12 protein-coding genes and 1 other annotated feature are annotated in these 17,318 nt (G+C 38.6%); of the genes, 10 read left to right on the forward strand and 2 right to left on the reverse strand.

Going from position 1 to position 17,318, the window contains the following annotated elements; translation table 11 throughout:
* Nucleotides 1-74 precede the first annotated feature (74 nt).
* From H8S40_RS02190 to H8S40_RS02210, 5 genes are all read left to right on the forward strand, one after another.
* Nucleotides 75-2,066 carry a diguanylate cyclase gene (locus H8S40_RS02190; protein WP_186864445.1) on the forward strand — a complete coding sequence of 664 codons (1,992 nt, stop codon included), beginning with the start codon at nucleotides 75-77 and terminating at the stop codon, nucleotides 2,064-2,066.
* A gap of 7 nt (nucleotides 2,067-2,073) precedes the next feature.
* Nucleotides 2,074-2,868: a class I SAM-dependent methyltransferase gene (locus H8S40_RS02195; protein WP_022075004.1), complete on the forward strand. Its 795-nt coding sequence runs from the start codon at nucleotides 2,074-2,076 to the stop codon at nucleotides 2,866-2,868.
* The gene (locus H8S40_RS02200; RefSeq protein ID WP_186864446.1) at nucleotides 2,861-4,507 is read left to right on the forward strand and encodes a SulP family inorganic anion transporter; all 1,647 of its coding nucleotides are present in this window, start codon (nucleotides 2,861-2,863) and stop codon (nucleotides 4,505-4,507) included. The genes H8S40_RS02195 and H8S40_RS02200 overlap by 8 nt, the downstream gene beginning before the upstream one ends.
* A gap of 138 nt (nucleotides 4,508-4,645) precedes the next feature.
* Nucleotides 4,646-6,961, forward strand: a complete 2,316-nt coding sequence (locus H8S40_RS16405; RefSeq protein WP_186864447.1) for an EAL domain-containing protein — start codon at nucleotides 4,646-4,648, stop codon at nucleotides 6,959-6,961.
* A gap of 17 nt (nucleotides 6,962-6,978) precedes the next feature.
* Nucleotides 6,979-7,911 (forward strand): D-2-hydroxyacid dehydrogenase, encoded by a 933-nt coding sequence (locus tag H8S40_RS02210; protein ID WP_186864448.1) that lies wholly within the window; start codon nucleotides 6,979-6,981, stop codon nucleotides 7,909-7,911.
* 80 nt (nucleotides 7,912-7,991) lie between these two features.
* On the opposite strand, the gene H8S40_RS02215 is transcribed toward H8S40_RS02210, so the two are convergent.
* Nucleotides 7,992-9,020 carry a bile acid:sodium symporter family protein gene (locus H8S40_RS02215; protein WP_118725043.1) on the reverse strand — a complete coding sequence of 343 codons (1,029 nt, stop codon included), beginning with the start codon at nucleotides 9,018-9,020 and terminating at the stop codon, nucleotides 7,992-7,994.
* 134 nt (nucleotides 9,021-9,154) lie between these two features.
* Nucleotides 9,155-9,391: a binding site (T-box leader), on the reverse strand.
* A 173-nt stretch (nucleotides 9,392-9,564) separates the two neighbouring features.
* Between H8S40_RS02215 and coaBC the strand changes: the two genes are divergently transcribed.
* From coaBC to H8S40_RS02240, 5 genes are all read left to right on the forward strand, one after another.
* Nucleotides 9,565-10,761 (forward strand): bifunctional phosphopantothenoylcysteine decarboxylase/phosphopantothenate--cysteine ligase CoaBC, encoded by a 1,197-nt coding sequence (coaBC, locus tag H8S40_RS02220; RefSeq protein WP_186864449.1) that lies wholly within the window; start codon nucleotides 9,565-9,567, stop codon nucleotides 10,759-10,761.
* A gap of 129 nt (nucleotides 10,762-10,890) precedes the next feature.
* Entirely contained in the window at nucleotides 10,891-11,511 is a 621-nt protein-coding gene (locus H8S40_RS02225; protein WP_186864450.1) for an ECF transporter S component, read from the forward strand.
* Between the two features lie 163 nt (nucleotides 11,512-11,674).
* Complete coding sequence (locus tag H8S40_RS02230) at nucleotides 11,675-13,306, forward strand: hypothetical protein (RefSeq protein ID WP_118725040.1); 1,632 nt, start codon at nucleotides 11,675-11,677, stop codon at nucleotides 13,304-13,306.
* 258 nt (nucleotides 13,307-13,564) lie between these two features.
* Nucleotides 13,565-14,335 (forward strand): acyl-CoA dehydratase activase, encoded by a 771-nt coding sequence (locus H8S40_RS02235; RefSeq protein ID WP_186864451.1) that lies wholly within the window; start codon nucleotides 13,565-13,567, stop codon nucleotides 14,333-14,335.
* A gap of 22 nt (nucleotides 14,336-14,357) precedes the next feature.
* Complete coding sequence (locus tag H8S40_RS02240) at nucleotides 14,358-15,509, forward strand: double-cubane-cluster-containing anaerobic reductase (RefSeq protein ID WP_186864452.1); 1,152 nt, start codon at nucleotides 14,358-14,360, stop codon at nucleotides 15,507-15,509.
* A gap of 317 nt (nucleotides 15,510-15,826) precedes the next feature.
* On the opposite strand, the gene H8S40_RS02245 is transcribed toward H8S40_RS02240, so the two are convergent.
* Nucleotides 15,827-16,723 (reverse strand): 3-isopropylmalate dehydrogenase, encoded by an 897-nt coding sequence (locus H8S40_RS02245; protein WP_186864453.1) that lies wholly within the window; start codon nucleotides 16,721-16,723, stop codon nucleotides 15,827-15,829.
* Nucleotides 16,724-17,318: the final 595 nt, after the last annotated feature.

Raw genomic sequence — 17,318 nt, forward strand, 5'->3', positions numbered from 1 at the left:
AAAAATACATATTATAGACAAGAGTATACATTTATCTTATAATGTATGAGGTTTACACACTAAAGGGGAAAAAGATGAAATCAGATGTGGTTATGACAAGACAACAGGCAGACGAATGGATTGCACATTTAGAAAATATATTTCCAGTGGTTCGTCTACTCGATGCGGAAGATATTAAAAAGAGAATAGATGGGGTGGAAACAGATACACCTGTTACATGCCAGTGCTATTCATTCTGGAACAGGAAAGAAGAATGCAGCAATTGTATATCAATCAAAGCTTTGCAAGAGAAAAGTCAACATACAAAGCTGGAATATCTCGGCTCGCAGATATTTTATGTGATTGCAAGATATGTAGAGATTGATGGAAAAGCATATGTAGTAGAAATGTTATCCTGTCTGGAAGATGAAACAGTGTTGGATTCTAAAGGGAAAAGTCTTTTGATCAGTAAGTTGACTCAATATAATGAAGAGTTATATCAGGATGCACTGACAGGAGTATATAATCGTCGCTATTATGAAGCTTATGTGAAAAAAATGAACGGACGCATGGGCATTGCAATGATGGATTTGGATGACTTTAAATTATATAATGATACTTTGGGACATAATGCGGGAGATATGGTTTTAAAAACCGTAGCCAGAGAAATTCAGGCATGCATCCGGAAAACCGATATATTGATCCGATTTGGAGGAGATGAATTTTTACTTTTACTTCCGGATATTGATGAGACAGTATTTGCAAAAAAATTAAGACAGATACAAAAGAGAATCTATGATGCAGAAGTACCGGAATACTCCTGGTTACATATTTCTGCAAGTATTGGTGGTGCATTGAAAGGCGAAGAGCCGATTGAAGAAACAGTTGCAAGAGCAGATCAGTTGATGTATCAGGCAAAAAAGAAAAAGAATATGATCGTGACTGATACAGATAAAACGAAAAATCTGGAAACAACAAGTAAACAACGCGTTTTAATTGTAGATGATTCAGAGATAAACAGAGAGATGCTTGCGGAAATGTTAAAAGATGATTTTGATATTATGGAAGCAGCCAGTGGTGAAGAATGCGTTGAAATATTGCAGAAGCAAGGGGCAGAAATTTCAATTATCTTATTAGATATCATTATGTCAGGAATGGATGGCTTTGATGTTTTGGAATATATGAATGAAAACCAATGGATCAAAGACATACCGGTTATAGTTATTTCACAGGATAATTCCATTGCAAGTGTGACGAAAGCATATCGGATGGGGGCATCTGAGTATATCGGCAGACCATTTGATGCACAGGTTATCTATCAGAGAGTTTGCAATGTGATCAAGCTATATGCAAAGCAGAGAAGATTGATCGCACTTGTGACAGAACAGATTTACGAGAAAGAAAAAAATGAACGAGTACTGGTAGATTTGTTGAGTCAGATCGTGGAACTTCGTAATGGCGAAAATGGAGCACATATCCGTCACATGCATATTTTAACAGAGATGCTGTTGGAACAATTGGTTCAAAAGACAGACCGCTATAAGCTGAACTGGTCGGATCAACTTGTTATTAAAACAGCGTCTGCGTTACATGATATTGGGAAAATCGGAATCAGTGAAAAGATTTTAAATAAAAAAGAGTCGCTGACAGAGCGTGAGAAAGAACTGGTACAGGCACATACCATGCTCGGAGCATCGATGCTTAAAAATCTGGATTCACATAAAGAGGATGACCTGGTAACAACAGCTTACGAAATATGCAGATGGCATCATGAACGATATGATGGAAAAGGCTACCCGGATGGGCTTAAAGGGGATGAAATTCCGATTTCAGCGCAGATTGTTTCATTGGCAGATGCTTATGATAAATTGACTCGGGACCGTGTGAATAAGAAAGGTATTTCGCACAAGGAAGCAATGCATATTCTATTGCATGAGAGAGCTGAGGAATTTAATCCGATTCTGTTAGAATGTCTTGAGGAAATCCAGGAAAACATCAGTAGAGTTATGCAGGATGGGGGCAGAGATTTAGAAGTATTCAACGAGGGCTCTGCTTATAAAAAAATGATAGAAGAGGCTGAGGAATAGAACAGCTATGATGACAGAACTTGAAAAATATTATAATAAGTTTAACGAAGAAAAACGTCTGACAAGCAGACATGGACAGGTGGAGTTTATTACTTCTATGAAATATATTCATAAATATTTGCCTGTGGATAAGTCTGCAAAAATCCTGGATGTGGGTGCGGGAACCGGAAGATATAGCGTTCAACTCGCCGAAGAAGGATACGATGTGACAGCAGTAGAACTCGTGAAATACAATCTGGGAATTTTGAAAAAGAAAAACAGTGCTGTAAAAGCATATCAGGGAAATGCAATGAAGCTTTCCCGTTTTCAGGACAAAGAGTTTGATCTGATTCTTATATTTGGACCAATGTATCATTTGTACTCAAAGGAAGATAAGGTGAAAGCTCTTACTGAAGCGAAACGTGTGTTAAAAGATGAAGGTGTGATTCTGGTGGCATACTGTATGAATGAGTATAGTGTTTTGACTTATGGGTTTAAACAGAATCACATTTTGGAATGTATGGAAAATGGTAAGATAGATGAAAAATTCAGAGTGCAGCCGGAAGAGGCCGACCTGTATGATTATGTGAGACTGGAAGATATCGACTCATATAATGATGCGGCAGGAATGGAACGTATACAGATCATTTCTGCAGATGGTCCGTCGGATTATATGCGACCGGTATTAAATGCGATGGATGAAAAAACATTTCAGACATTTATAGAATATCATTTGTCTACTTGCGAGCGCTTGGAACTGGTGGGGGCCGGTTCACATACAGTAGACATTATAAGGAAAAGGGATAATAAAAAACATGAATGATTTAAAACCAAAGTTGTTTGAGGTATTAAAAGATTATAATAAAGAACAATTGATGAAGGATATCATTTCCGGAATCATTGTTGCGATTATTGCATTACCACTTTCAATTGCTCTTGCAATTGCTTCCGGGGTAGGACCTGAGCAAGGTCTTTATACTGCAATCATTGCAGGCTTCTTTATTTCATTTTTCGGCGGAAGCCGTGTGCAGATTGGAGGACCAACGGCAGCGTTTGTCGTAATTATATATGGGATTGTTGCCCAGTATGGAACAGACGGGCTGGTTGTAGCGACGATTTTAGCCGGAATTATTCTGGTAATCATGGGATTGTGTAGATTTGGTTCCTTGATCAAATATATTCCATATACAATAACGACAGGGTTTACCTGTGGTATCGCAGTGACTTTATTTGTCGGACAGTTGAAAGATTTCTTCGGTCTTGAGATGGGAGCAGTTCCATCCGAGTTTGTGCAAAAAATCATTGCGTATGCAAATCATATTTCAACAATTAATGCAGTTGCCTTGGGAATTGGTGCACTTGCTGTTGTAATCATGCTTGTGTGGCCGAAGGTGACAGATAAAATTCCCGGTTCTTTAGTTGCTATTATTATAACAACAGCAATCGTATATTTTGCTAATCTTCCGGTCAATACGATAGGAAGTGTTTATGGAGAATTAAATTCTTCATTCCCGGCATTTCATATGCCATCCGTGTCTTTTGAGCTGGTACAGGAGATGCTTTCACCAGCATTTACAATTGCAATTCTGGCTGGAATCGAATCGCTTCTGTCAGCAGTTGTTTCAGATGGTATGATAGGAGATAATCATAAGTCGAATGCAGAACTTATCGGACAAGGACTTGGAAATATTTTCTCAGGACTTTTTGGCGGAATTCCTGCTACAGGTGCAATTGCCAGAACAGCGGCAAATGTAAGAAATGGGGGACGTACTCCGATTGCCGGAATTGTACATTGTATCACACTGGCAATTATTTTACTTCTTCTAATGCCGCTTGCAGCATTGATTCCAATGACAACGCTTGCAGCAGTACTTCTTGTTGTAGCGGCAAATATGGCAGACTGGAATTCATTTTTCAGACTGTGCAAAACAGCACCGAAGAGTGATGTGATTGTATTGGTTGCAACATTCTTCCTGACAGTATTCTTTGATCTGGTAGTTGCAATTGAAGTCGGTGTCGTGCTTGCATCCTTGTTATTTATGAAACGTATGGCAGAAACAGCAGATATTAAAACATGGAAATACGTTGATGAGCCGGATATCACACCAGGTGAAGCTGAAAAACTAAGAGATATCCCTCGAAGTATTCGTGTGTTTGAGATTTCAGGACCATTGTTCTTTGCAGCAGCAGACCAGATATTAGGTATTAACAGTGATCACAGAACAAAGGTGATCGTAATTCGAATGAGAAGCGTACCTGCTATCGATGCAAGTGCGATGAAAACGTTGAGAGAACTTGTAGAACGGGCTGAGAAAAAACATATTACAATTATATTCTCGCATGTAAATGAACAGCCGATGGCAGTTATGGAGAAAGATCATTTTGTAGAAGATGTTGGAAAAGATAATTTCCGCACAAATATCGTTGAAGCATTGGATTATGCAGAGTCTCTTGTAAAATAGTATGAAGAAGGAATAAGGTATAGAATGAATAAAAAGAGAATAGGTCGAATAATAGAATTCTTACTAATTATTTTTTGTATTATGTCGCTTGCGTTTTTGGTGAAACAGACATATCAAAAAAATCAAGAGATAGAGAGTGTGGTAACAGAAATTTCATCAGATTGGTTTTATTATCAAGATGGCAAAAAAATAGATGTAAATCTGCCCGTAACGATTACGAATTATAAGGAAGATACTCTTAATCTGTATCATGTAGGTATTACCGGTGAGGAGGATTTGAAAACAATTATTACAAAAGGTGCATATTATCGGATCCAGATTAAATTGGGAGCACGGGTATTATATGAATATAATGACGAAGTGTTTCCAAGAAACGCTCAGATGCGGCATAAATTAGAGTGTCGAACGCAGCTTCCGGATCATGTTGGCGGAAAGAAAATAACCTGCGTGTATAAAAATGATGGCAGCAACACTTTTAAAATCGAACCCATATATATTGGATATAGTGATGCAGTTCTGCGTTATCAGCTGACTTCTGAAGGTTTGGTATTGGTGCTTGTGTTTATCATGTTTTTGATCAGTATGGCATCATTAGTAGTTCATATTTATTTAAAATGCAAGAAGGTTGTAGAAACACGATTTTTACATGCAGCGATTTACTTAGTCAGTTGTGGAATATGGTGTCTGACAGATACCTCTCTGCTTCAGAACATGTTTGATTACTCGCTGGCAGTATCTTATGTTTCATTTTACATGTTTATGTTTTTCCCTATTCCGATGATTCATTTTATTGGGGATACCAGAGGAATGGAGAAATATAGGATTCTGAATTGGTTGAAGTATATTTTTTATGTAAATATTCTGGTACAGAGTGTATTGAAACTGCTTCAAGTATTTGAGCTTATCGATATGCTGAGAATTACGCATATACTTATTGTAATCGCAATTATAATATTGGAAATATGCTTATATAAAGAATATCAGGAAAAAAGGACGGAAGAAATCAGAACAATTTTATTTGCATTTGTAGTAGTATCTGTAATAGGAATCACTTCATTGCTGCTCTACTGGGTATTTGATATTACGAGATATGGTTTCATATTTGAGCTTGGAAATCTGATCTTTTCCATTATTTTGATGAGTGGATTGTTACATACAGCATTTCATAATATGCAGTTTCGAGTAGAGGCAACGATTTATAATAAACTGGCACGTAGAGACAACCTGACACAGTTGCCGGATATTCAGTATTTTCAAGAGTGGCTGCCAGAACAGAAGGTTTCTAAAATCTATATGACAGCAGTTGTGCTGTTTCAATTAAAACGTGTGAATACGATTTATGGAACAAGCTTTGGAAATGAAATGCTTCGGAAGGTTTCAGAGTATATAAAGGAGCGGGTGGATGTAAACCAGATGTTCCGTGTAGGAGGAAATCAGTTTATTCTTACTGCATATTCAAAATCTGAGGCAAAGCGGATGCAAAAGGAACTGAAAGAATTATTTGACGAAGAGCTTCGGATTGGTGAAGAACAAATTCATATTCCGGCAATCATATGTGGTGTGGAATATGAACATGGTCAGGAGAGTGAGGTAGTCCTATCATATATTGAATATCTGACGGCGCAGGCAGTAAAAAGTGGTGATACAATCGTGATCCAGGGCAATCAAGAAACCATGGATGGCTTTCAATATGAAAAGGAAATCGAAAGCTTTCTGCCAAAAGCAATCCGTGAGGATTTATTTGAAGTATATTATCAGCCGATATATTCATTAGAAAGACAAAGGTTTGTAGCGGTAGAAGCACTAAGCCGTTTAAGACATCCGAAATTTGGTATGATACCGCCGGATGTATTTATTAGAATTGCAGAAAATACGGGTCAGATTAATGCGTTAAGTTCTCTTCAATTTCGAAGAATCTGCCGTTTTATGAAAGCAAATCCTAAGTTGCGAGAAAAGTTACTAAGTGTGAAATTTAATCTTTCCCCGGCACAGTTTTTGAAAAAGGGATACTGTCATAGTTTGATAGCTATGATCCGCGAATACGATCTTCCGGTTTCATTTTTCCAGTTCGAGATTACGGAGACGGTGGCAACAGAATATAATGAAGAACTTTATCGTTTTGTAAAAGAATTACAGGCAGAAAGAATAGGATTGTGTCTGGATGATTTTGGTTCGGGGTATGCAAATCTGAATACTGTATTAAAACTTCCGTTTGCATGTGTTAAGATGGATCGTTCATTACTTCAGGGAATTATGGAAGATGAAAAAGTAGCAAGGTTCTATCGAAATATGTGTGCAATTCTAAAAAATCAGGGATATAATCTGGTCGCAGAAGGTGTGGAAGAAAAGAAAGAAGTAGAATTGCTAAACCAGTGGGGAATCGACCTGATTCAGGGATATTATTTCTCCAGACCGGTATGCGAGGAAGAGCTATTGAGACAAATCGTGGACTAAAATGAATGGAGATTAGCATGAAAATCGTATTTTTAGATGTAAAAACAATTGGTGAGGATATTGACCTGTCACAATATGAAACACTGGGAGAAGTTGTCAAGCATGACTTTTCTTCCACAGAAGAAGTGCCGGAGAGGGTGAAGGATGCGGATGTAATTATTCTGAATAAAGTACAGATTAATGAGCAGACGATCGGTACTGCAAAGAATCTAAAATTAGTTTGCGTCACAGCGACCGGTACAAATAATCTGGATAAGGAATATCTGGAAAAACGAGGGATCGCATGGCGGAACGTGGCGGGATATTCTACAGAGACAGTGACGCAGCATACATTTGCAATGTTGTTTTATTTATTGGAAAAGATGCGTTACTATGATGACTATGTGAAAGAAGAGCATTATGTAAATGATGTACAATTTACACATTTTGCAGAACATTTTACAGAGATTCATGGAAAGACATGGGGAATTATCGGGCTTGGAAATATTGGAAGAAGAGTAACGGAGATTGCAAGAGCATTTGGTGCACATGTGATTTATTATTCTGCATCGGGAAGTCCGGCACAGGAAGGGTATGAGCAGGTTGACTTAGACACATTGTTATCCACATCGGATATTGTGTCGGTGCATGCTCCGCTTAATGAGTATACAGAAGGGCTGATGAACCGGGAAGCATTTGCCAAAATGAAGAAAAATGCGATATTTCTGAATCTTGGAAGGGGTCCGATAGTAGTGGAGCAGGATTTATATGGTGCGTTAGAAACGGGTGAAATTGCTGCGGCTGGTCTGGATGTGTTGACAAAAGAGCCGATGAGTGTGGATAATCCTCTTAGAAAAATCAAAGACAGTGGAAAACTTTTGATTACGCCGCATATTGCATGGGCGAGCGTCGAGGCAAGAACGAAATTGATGGACATTATATTTGGACAGGTGAAAGAATTCTTTGCGTAGAGTTTGAGAAATATAATAAAGCAGGATATACATTTTAAGAGAATGTATATCCTGCTTTTTATACTTTTAAGGAAGGCTGTTTATTTTGCTTCAGCCATAACACCAACTTTATTTTCTTTTGCTTTATGTTTATCATACATTGCAAACATACCGGCTAACAGAGTACCGGAGATGGAGTGCCATGTACAAGATACAGCACAGATGATTGCTGACTCCGGAGTAGAAGCAAACTGAGCTGTTGTAGTTGCAAGGTTAGTTGCAAGTCCTGCGTTCTGCATACCGACTTCGATAGCAATGGTTCTTTTTTTAGAGGTATTCATACCTACAAGTTTTCCGGCTCCGTAGCCAAGTAAATATCCGAGTCCATTATGAAGTAATACAGCGACGAAGATGACAACACCGGATTGGAAGAATTTAGAACCCTGAGAAGAAACAACTCCACCGACTACGCAGGCAAGACCAAGTACGGCAACACCAGGCATCATTTGCTGAATCTCATGGAACATTTTCTTTTTGCCATAGAGATAATTTAACAAGAAACCAACACCGACAGGGAGAATTACAGTTTCAATGATGGATACGAACATTGGAAGTCCTTTGATGCTGATCTGTGTGCCGCTGGCAAGCAATGAGACCATAAGCGGTGTCATGACTGGGGAAAGCAGTGTAGAAACGGTTGTCATTCCGACAGAAAATGCGACGTCCCCACCGCACAGATAAGACATAATGTTAGAAGATACACCACCAGGGCAGCAGCCAACAAGAATCAAACCAAGTGCGATACCATCAGGCAGATGCAAAGCTTTAGTAAGTGCAAATGCGAGGAATGGCATAATCAGATACTGGGCAAGTGCACCAACGCAGATATCAAATGGGCGCTGCGCCAGAATTTTGAAATCTTCAGTTGTCAGGGTAAGTCCCATGCTAAACATGATGATACCGATGATGATAGACTGACAGGTAAATTTGTTAGATACCGGGTCAGTGAAAAGTTGAAAATTTACCCATCCCATCATAGTCGGGATGAAGAATGTGACAACTGCGATTGCGATGACGACCACAGAAGTATAATCTGATAAAAATTTGCTTGCTTTTTGTAATGCTTTCATTACGAGTACCTCCTAAAATATATTTGTTCATGTTGCGGTTTACAAGAATTTGTAAATCGTAACTTGTTCACCAAATCCAGAGGAATGAAAAGATAAAAGTGAAATAAAAAATCCCTTTTCAGACCAAGAATCTGAAAAGGGACGAATAAATCCGCGTTACCACCCTAATTCTGCAAATAAAATCTGCAACACTCTAACGTACTATCATACGCGTTCCCTATAACGGAGGAGACCGGCGAGGTTTACTTAATCGTGCTTTCAACCCGCTTCTTAGAGAGGATATCCTTATCTGTTTATTACCTGCTTCCAGCAAACACAGGCTCTCTGTGAAATAAAATAAGATATGGCATTGTTCTCATCGACGAATTTCGGTGAACTGTATTTGTTTTACAATTACGCATTATAGACCTCTGAAATGAAATGTCAAGAACAAATTTTGTATGAAACAAAAAACAGAGTATCTTTATGATTGACTTGAATTGTATTTTTGAGTAGTTTATAATAAATCGAATTCATTTATAGAAACTGGAAAGGAAGATGGAAGATGTTGAAGGGAAAAACAGTGTTATTAGGTGTAACAGGAAGCATTGCAGCATATAAGATTGCATCACTTGCAAGTGCATTGAAGAAGCTTCATGCGGATGTGCATGTGTTGATGACACAGAATGCGACGAATTTTATTAATCCGATTACATTTGAGAGCCTTACGGGAAATAAATGTCTGGTGGATACATTTGACCGGAATTTTCAGTTTCAAGTAGAGCATGTTTCAATAGCAAAGAAAGCGGATGTAGTAATGATCGCACCGGCAAGTGCCAATGTTATTGGAAAGCTGGCACATGGAATTGCAGACGATATGCTGACTACTACGGTGATGGCATGCAAATGTAAGAAATATATTTCACCGGCTATGAATACGAATATGTTTGAGAATCCTATCGTGCAGGATAATTTAAAAATATTGGAGCATTATGGATATGAGGTGATCCAGCCGGCAAGCGGATATTTGGCATGTGGAGATACGGGGGCAGGTAAGATGCCGGAACCGGAGACTCTGCTTGCGTATATTGAAAAAGAGATTGCCCGTGAGAAAGATCTGCAAGGCAAGAAGATTCTTGTTACGGCAGGACCGACACAAGAAGCAATTGATCCGGTAAGATACATTACGAATCATTCTTCGGGTAAAATGGGATATGCAATTGCAAAAGCTGCGATGCTTCGTGGTGCAGAGGTTACGCTGGTAAGTGGACGTACTGCGATTGAAGCTCCGCTTTTTGTAAATGTTGTGCCAATCGTTACGGCAAAAGATATGTTTGAAGCGGTGACGGGAATCAGTAATGAGCAGGATATTATTATCAAAGCTGCGGCTGTTGCGGACTATCGTCCGGCAGTTGTTAGTTCTGAAAAAGTTAAGAAAAAAGAAGGTCAGATGTCTATAGAGTTAGAACGGACAGATGACATTTTGAAATATTTGGGAGAAAATAAAAGAGAAGGACAGTTTTTATGTGGCTTTTCTATGGAAACCCAGAATATGATCAGTAATTCCAGAGCCAAACTTGAAAAGAAAAACCTGGATATGGTTGCAGCCAACAATGTAAAAGAGGCTGGCGCAGGCTTCCAGGGAGATACTAATGTATTGACTCTGATTACGCAGAAGGAGGAAACATCACTTCCGCTTATGAGCAAGGAGGATGCAGCCAATAAACTTCTGGATAAAATTCTTGAATTGACGATTCGCTAAGAAAGTCAGTTACAAGAGAATCGCCCATATGTGCTTCAAGTGATAAGAGGATACAAAGAATGGGCGGCAACTTAATAACACACACCGTATTGCATCCGCACAAAGCGGAGCGGTAACAAGGAGGAAAACATGAACAACAAAACAAAAAAATTCAACACGATGCAACTTGCTACATTGGGACTTATGACAGCAGTCCTTATCATTATGTCCTGTACACCATTAGGTTATCTGAACATTGGACCACTGGCAATTTCATTTAATGTAATTCCGGTTGCGATTTGTGCAATCGTATTAGGACCGACAGGTGGTGCAATTGCCGGACTGATCTTTGGACTGACAAGCTTTGGTCAGTGTATTGGAATCGGCGGAGTCAGCGTAATGGGAGCAATGCTCTTTAGTATCAATCCTGTTCTGGCATTTATCCAGCGTGTAGTTCCACGTCTTTTGGATGGTTTGCTTATCGGATTTATTTATAAAGCAACAAGAAAAAGAACGAATGCATATGTGGCAAGTGCAGTGACAGGATTCTTTTCAGCATTTTTAAATACTTTGTTTTTTATGACATTTTTAGTAGTATTATTTGGAAATACAGAATATGTGCAGGGGCTTATGAACGGAAGAAATGTGATTATCGGATGCTGCATGATGGTTGGTGTGAATGCTATCAGTGAAATGGTTGCATCTACAATCATCACAGGTGCAATAGGAGCAGCACTTTTCAAAGCACGTTTACTGCCTTCAGAGAAATAGAATTGCTTGCGTTACTGGTCACAGGTACTGTGAACAGTAACTTGCTTTAGAGAAATAGAATTCTTGCCAGAGAAAGTATTTTATGTTAGAATCAGTCTGTAATTGTGTGTATCTGTTCAAGAATAACAGGTACAAGGACGTTTACAAAAGCGGGGTATGAATAATGGAAATGGAACAAGAAGTAACAATTATGAAAGAGTTCGAGCAGTTGAAACCATTTCTTTTGAGTGCACAATTAGGAAGCTATGTAGTGCTTCCGTTGAAGTACAGAAAAGAAGAGCTTGACCAGGTATGGCTGAAGGCAAACTGTGAGAAACAGGATATTACAACGACGAATCTGACAGAACAGGCAAAGATATTATTTAAAGAAAACGATCCAATGCATGTTGGTGTCTGCTACAAGTTCCTGCGTGAGACATTTATCAAAGAATTGCTAGATAATATAGAAGTAGAGAACGTAATGGGATTTGCCGTTACAGATTTGGATCAGGATAGAATTGAACTTGGAATAAACTGGGAGAAGGATGGATTTGATATTCATTCTGCTTATTTATATGTGTTTGAGACAGGAGTTGCATTCTTATGTATGGGACTTCGTTATAGTCGAATGGATGCAATCGCCCAGATTTGTAATCCGGGAAGTGCAGATACACAGTCTCGATATTTTTATCTGGACAATGAGAAAAAGACACATGAATTTTCATTGGATGAAAAACTGGATATATTACTGGATACAATTGGTCTGGAAGTATTTCATCGTAGTGGAACATCTGTGTTCTTAGATGCATTTACATATAATCTGGCTATGATCGGAAGAAGATTCCGTGACTTAGATACGATAAGACGAGTAACTTGTAATCAGAATAATATGCTGCCTTTATCTACAGATGTGGATGAAGACATGACAGGTGCACTGCAGTACCTGTATGCAGCACAGGATAAGATTCATCTGGCATATAACTGGGGAGCATGTGTTTCAGATCAGGCAGTATCCTATGTTATGGCAGACTATAATCTGAACATGGAAGGTCAGATGAAGCAGCATGCAGAAGATAAACTTCCGGCAGTAATCATCGCACTTTATGAGAAATATACATGTCAGTATCTGACAGAACAGGCAGCTGCGGAAGATATGAAAGCGAAAGAAAAGCAGGAAATCAAAGATATACTGATGCATTTTCAGGCATTCGGTGTAGTGCGTGCTATGAATCTTTCAAGAAATTATGAGATTAAGATCATTTATCAGCATTTGTTAGATATGAATGGAATTGAGGGCTCGATCAATGATCTTGATAAGAAATTGAATTTCTTAAATGAGCAGATAAAAGATATGGCTGAGAAGAAACAAAACCATATGATGGAATTGGTAGTGGGATGCTGTAGCATTTCAATTTTGTCTTCTGTATTCATGATTATGAATCTCATGGGAATAAGTGCAGCTACACAGTGGGTTGTGCTGGGAACAGTGATTGGCATTGGTGTAGTGGGAGCTTTAGTGACAATGCTTCGTAAGACAAATGTTGTATCAGCATTTTCAGAAAATATGGAGAAACTGTACGATCATTTTGAAGCGGTAAAAGAGAATGTCAATGAGACATTGGCTGAGAGAGCAGAAGCTAAAGAAGAAGCAAGAGCTGCAAAAGAAGCCGCTGAAGAAGAGGCACTGGCTGAGCAGGAAGCAGCCGAGAAAGCTGCGCAGGAAGAAGTAGAAAAGAAAGAATCTCAGCAGATTATTCATATAGAGGATAAGACTGCCAAAAAAAATAATGTAGATGATAATATTAAACATGCGTAGGTCTATCAGAATCACTGCGCATTCTCGCAAAGCGTTTGTCTCAGTCGGAGATTGGACTCAATGTCCTGAGACAAATTTGCTATTACTCACTAGCTGAAGAGGTGGGAGTCTTCTCAACTGAGATAAAAAATGATTTATAGATAAATTCAATAAATAAACCCAGACATGTAAAAAAGCTATAAGCACATGTCTGGGTTTTATTGTATTTGAAAGAAAAAAATGATACTTTGGATATAGTTGGATACGAAAGGGGAAGTTATGAATTACGTAGGAATTGATATTGGTTCAACAGCATCAAAAGTCGTAACAAGGGGTGACTGCCAGATGCAGTTTGTATTGCCAACCGGATGGAGCAGTAAAGAGACCTGCAAGATAATAAAGGAACGCTTGCAGGAATCGGGAATCGATGTGCTGGCAGATTCTACGAAGGTTGTTGCAACCGGATATGGCAGGGTTGCGGTAGATTTCGCAGATTATGTAATTACAGAAATTACCTGTCATGGAAGAGGCGGACGGAAGATCGCCGGAGAGAATTGTGGAATCATTGATGTGGGCGGACAAGATACAAAAGTGATTCTGGTAGAACACGGAATGGTAAAAGATTTTTTGATGAATGATAAGTGTTCAGCAGGAACAGGAAAATTTTTGGAAATTATGGCAAATCGTCTGGGAGTGACGCTGCAGGAACTGTTTGAGATGGCAGAATCGGGAATGGTACTTCCAATTAGTTCTCTTTGTACAGTATTTGCCGAGTCAGAAGTGATCAATTACATAGGGGAAGGGCATAAAAGAGAAGATATTGCAGCCGGTGTAGTGGATTCTGTTGCAGCAAAGGTATGTCAGCTGGCACAGAGAAAAGAACTTCCGGATAAAGTGATTTTGACAGGTGGAATCAGCAACAGTACGTATTTTACAAGGATTTTGTCGGAAAAGATAGGACGAACCGTAGAATCAACAGAAGATGGTAGATATGCAGGAGCTCTTGGAGCGGCATTGCTGGCAGAAGAAAAAAGCAGAAAAAAACGATAAATAATGAAAGGATGAACAGAAGATGGAAATAATTAAGGATTTACCAGAGGTATTTGAGGAGTTTGCAGAACAGAGAAAGAATTCATTTCTTGCAGTAAAACAGTTGAAGGATAAAGGAATTCCGGTTATCGGAGCATATTGTACATATTTCCCAAAAGAAATTGCAATGGCAATGGGAGCAGCCACAGTAGGTTTATGTTCAACATCTGATGAGACAATTCCGGATGCAGAAAAAGATTTGCCTAAAAATTTATGTCCGCTGATTAAGTCCAGTTATGGATTTGCAAAGACAGATAAATGTCCATTTTTCTATTTTTCAGATGTAGTTGTCGGAGAGACTACATGTGATGGAAAGAAAAAGATGTATGAATATATGTCTGAATTTAAAGATGTGTTTGTAATGGAGCTTCCAAACTCTCAAAGTGCGACATCATTGCAGCTTTGGAAGAGTGAGATTGTACGTTTTAAAGAATATCTGGAAGAAAAATTTGGTGTGGCAATTACAGAAGAAAAAATTGCAGAGGCTATTAAAGAAGAAAATGAAGTAAGAAAATCTTTGAAAAATTTATATGAAGTGATGAAACACGAGCCGGCACCAATCAAAGGACATGATTTGTTTAAGGTACTTTATGGAAGTGGATTTAAATTTGACAGAAAAGCAATTCCGGCGGAAGTAAATGCATTGGCAGAGAAAATAGAAAAAGAATATGCAGAAGGTAAAATGTTGGAAAGTCGTCCACGTATTCTTGTAACCGGATGTCCAATCGGCGGAGCAACAGAAAAGATTATTACAGCAATTGAGGAAAATGGCGGTGTGGTCGTAGCTTATGAAAACTGTTCCGGAGCAAAATCTATCGATAAACTGGTAGACGAGGAAAATCCAGATGTATACCAGGCACTGGCAGAAAGATATCTGGCAATCGGCTGTTCCGTTATGACACCAAATCCAAATCGTCTTGAGCTGTTACAGAGATTGATTGATGAATATCAGGTTGACGGAGTAGTGGAGATGACCTTACAGGCATGTCATACATATAATGTGGAGACACTGGCAATCCGTAAATTTGTCAATGAGAAGATGGGACTTCCGTATATCAATGTAGAGACAGATTATAGTCAGGCAGATGTGGGGCAGTTAAATACAAGAATTGCGGCATTTCTAGAGATGCTGTAGGATGTGGATGCAGAGTTTTGTTATTTAGTTCATTAAGTGTCTCCAACACTCACTCCATATTCGCTCGAATTTCTTATATCAATTTTTTTGTAACTAATGTATTGGCTCAAGTTGTGAAGCAAATAGCAACAAAGGGTGCCAGTGCCTGTCCAGTAAAGCTCTGCTTTTAGTAATAATTCTGACCTTTATGTATTTCCCGCTGACGGAGTCTGAGTGGAAATTCATATCCAATATTTTCTCTCAGGGACGCTTATCCAACTTAGTGAACTAAATAGCAAATCAAAAGGATCTAGAAAAGGGATGAAGAGTTGGAATGATTACTTATTCAACACTTTATTGATTTGTTCTACAGGTAAATTCAATAGTTCAGCCAGTTTGTCAGCATCGGTAATATTCTTAAATAAAGTTCGGATAAATTCTTCGGTTACTTGTTCAGTTACTTGCTCAGTCACTTGTTTCGTTACTTGTGCGGTTACCTCTTCCGTTACTCGTTTGGTCACAAGTTCTTCCTGTTCTTGAAATTCTTCTGCCATTAATTCTTTTAATGCTTCACACATATTCGCTTTAACCTCCTTTACTGCAACCCAGTTCGCACGGGTGATTACATCCATTGCAGCTTGATATAGTTTTGATGATTTTTTTATTTCATATTCTCTGAGAAGTGTTTCAATTTCTTGGGGATTTGTCATATTCTTACGTAAACTCTGCAACCAGAGATTTTCTTTTGGATTCAACTCTTTTGTTACGAGAAGTTGTATTGGAAAAGCATCCCCGGTTATATAATAAATTCCGGCATCTATAGGAACGGTGTCCAATCCTCGAAAGTCCTTTAGATGCTGAATCATCTTTATGGGGAAATGGTTGCATATGAAAGTAATAGTTAATTCTTGTGGTGGAATCTCGCAGATTTTGTCGGTGTCGGACTGATAAAAACAGCAATATCCATACACTTTGTAAAAATCGTTAATTGTTAAATTGTCATCCGGACTTTTGTATTCAATGATATTGTATCTTTTAAAAATCCTGCCGATATTCTTGTGAATCACTTCATTTTCAGCTACTTTGATAATCAACTCATCCATCTGCATGGGCTTTTTTGATAATAAATGCTCTGGCTCAAAGGTGAGTTTTTCAGATTCGGCTTCAAATTCAATCTGGATTGATGCCTGAAAAGCCGGATGCCATTGAATCGTATCTTTTGTACCTTTCGTCAATTAAAGTCTCCTTTCATTATAAAGTTTTCAGTTACTTAATGCAATGACAAAGAGACAACAAAAAATACACCACTGAAGTGAAAATAATATAGAAATCTCCAATTATCAACTTGTCAAAAGCATTTCTTTTCATATCGGATTATGTTTCGGAATTCGAAACCCGAGATGAGAGCCTTGCGGCTTAGAAAATTCAGAGAAAAGAAGGTCTCTGAAGATGTAGGAATACCATAGCATGAATTTTGTGTTGTGTAAAGGGGGAAGTTGCTATTTAGTTCACGATAGCCCCAAGCAAGAAAAAGACTATGCATTCCTGCTCAGCTTCGTCGGGCAAGCCCGACTCCAATTCGCTGGATTGCATAGTCTTTTTCTTGCTTTGTGGTGTACTGATCGAAATAGGTGGAGCAATGATGGATTTACTTTTCTGGGATCTGATGTATCTATATCCTGGGTTTATTTGCTGTCGCAGATGCTTTTTTGACAACTGATGTATCTGCACTTGCGTAATATTCGCTGTTGCAGATGCTTTTTTTGAGACCGATGTATCCGCAACTTACTTTTCTTTAAACTTGCAGATACTTTTCAGCCTGCCTGTCAT

This window comes from Ruminococcus hominis, assembly GCF_014287355.1.
Lineage (GTDB): Bacteria > Bacillota > Clostridia > Lachnospirales > Lachnospiraceae > Schaedlerella > Schaedlerella hominis.

Bases quoted from the DNA above. Each gene is read 5' to 3' on its own strand.
- H8S40_RS02190 (WP_186864445.1), top strand. From the start codon at position 75: ATGAAATCAGATGTGGTTATGACAAGACAACAGGCAGACGAATGGATT.
- H8S40_RS02195 (WP_022075004.1), top strand. From the start codon at position 2,074: ATGATGACAGAACTTGAAAAATATTATAATAAGTTTAACGAAGAAAAA.
- H8S40_RS02200 (WP_186864446.1), top strand. From the start codon at position 2,861: ATGAATGATTTAAAACCAAAGTTGTTTGAGGTATTAAAAGATTATAAT.
- H8S40_RS02210 (WP_186864448.1), top strand. From the start codon at position 6,979: ATGAAAATCGTATTTTTAGATGTAAAAACAATTGGTGAGGATATTGAC.
- H8S40_RS02215 (WP_118725043.1), bottom strand. From the start codon at position 9,020: ATGAAAGCATTACAAAAAGCAAGCAAATTTTTATCAGATTATACTTCT.
- coaBC (WP_186864449.1), top strand. From the start codon at position 9,565: ATGTTGAAGGGAAAAACAGTGTTATTAGGTGTAACAGGAAGCATTGCA.
- H8S40_RS02225 (WP_186864450.1), top strand. From the start codon at position 10,891: ATGAACAACAAAACAAAAAAATTCAACACGATGCAACTTGCTACATTG.
- H8S40_RS02230 (WP_118725040.1), top strand. From the start codon at position 11,675: ATGGAAATGGAACAAGAAGTAACAATTATGAAAGAGTTCGAGCAGTTG.
- H8S40_RS02235 (WP_186864451.1), top strand. From the start codon at position 13,565: ATGAATTACGTAGGAATTGATATTGGTTCAACAGCATCAAAAGTCGTA.
- H8S40_RS02240 (WP_186864452.1), top strand. From the start codon at position 14,358: ATGGAAATAATTAAGGATTTACCAGAGGTATTTGAGGAGTTTGCAGAA.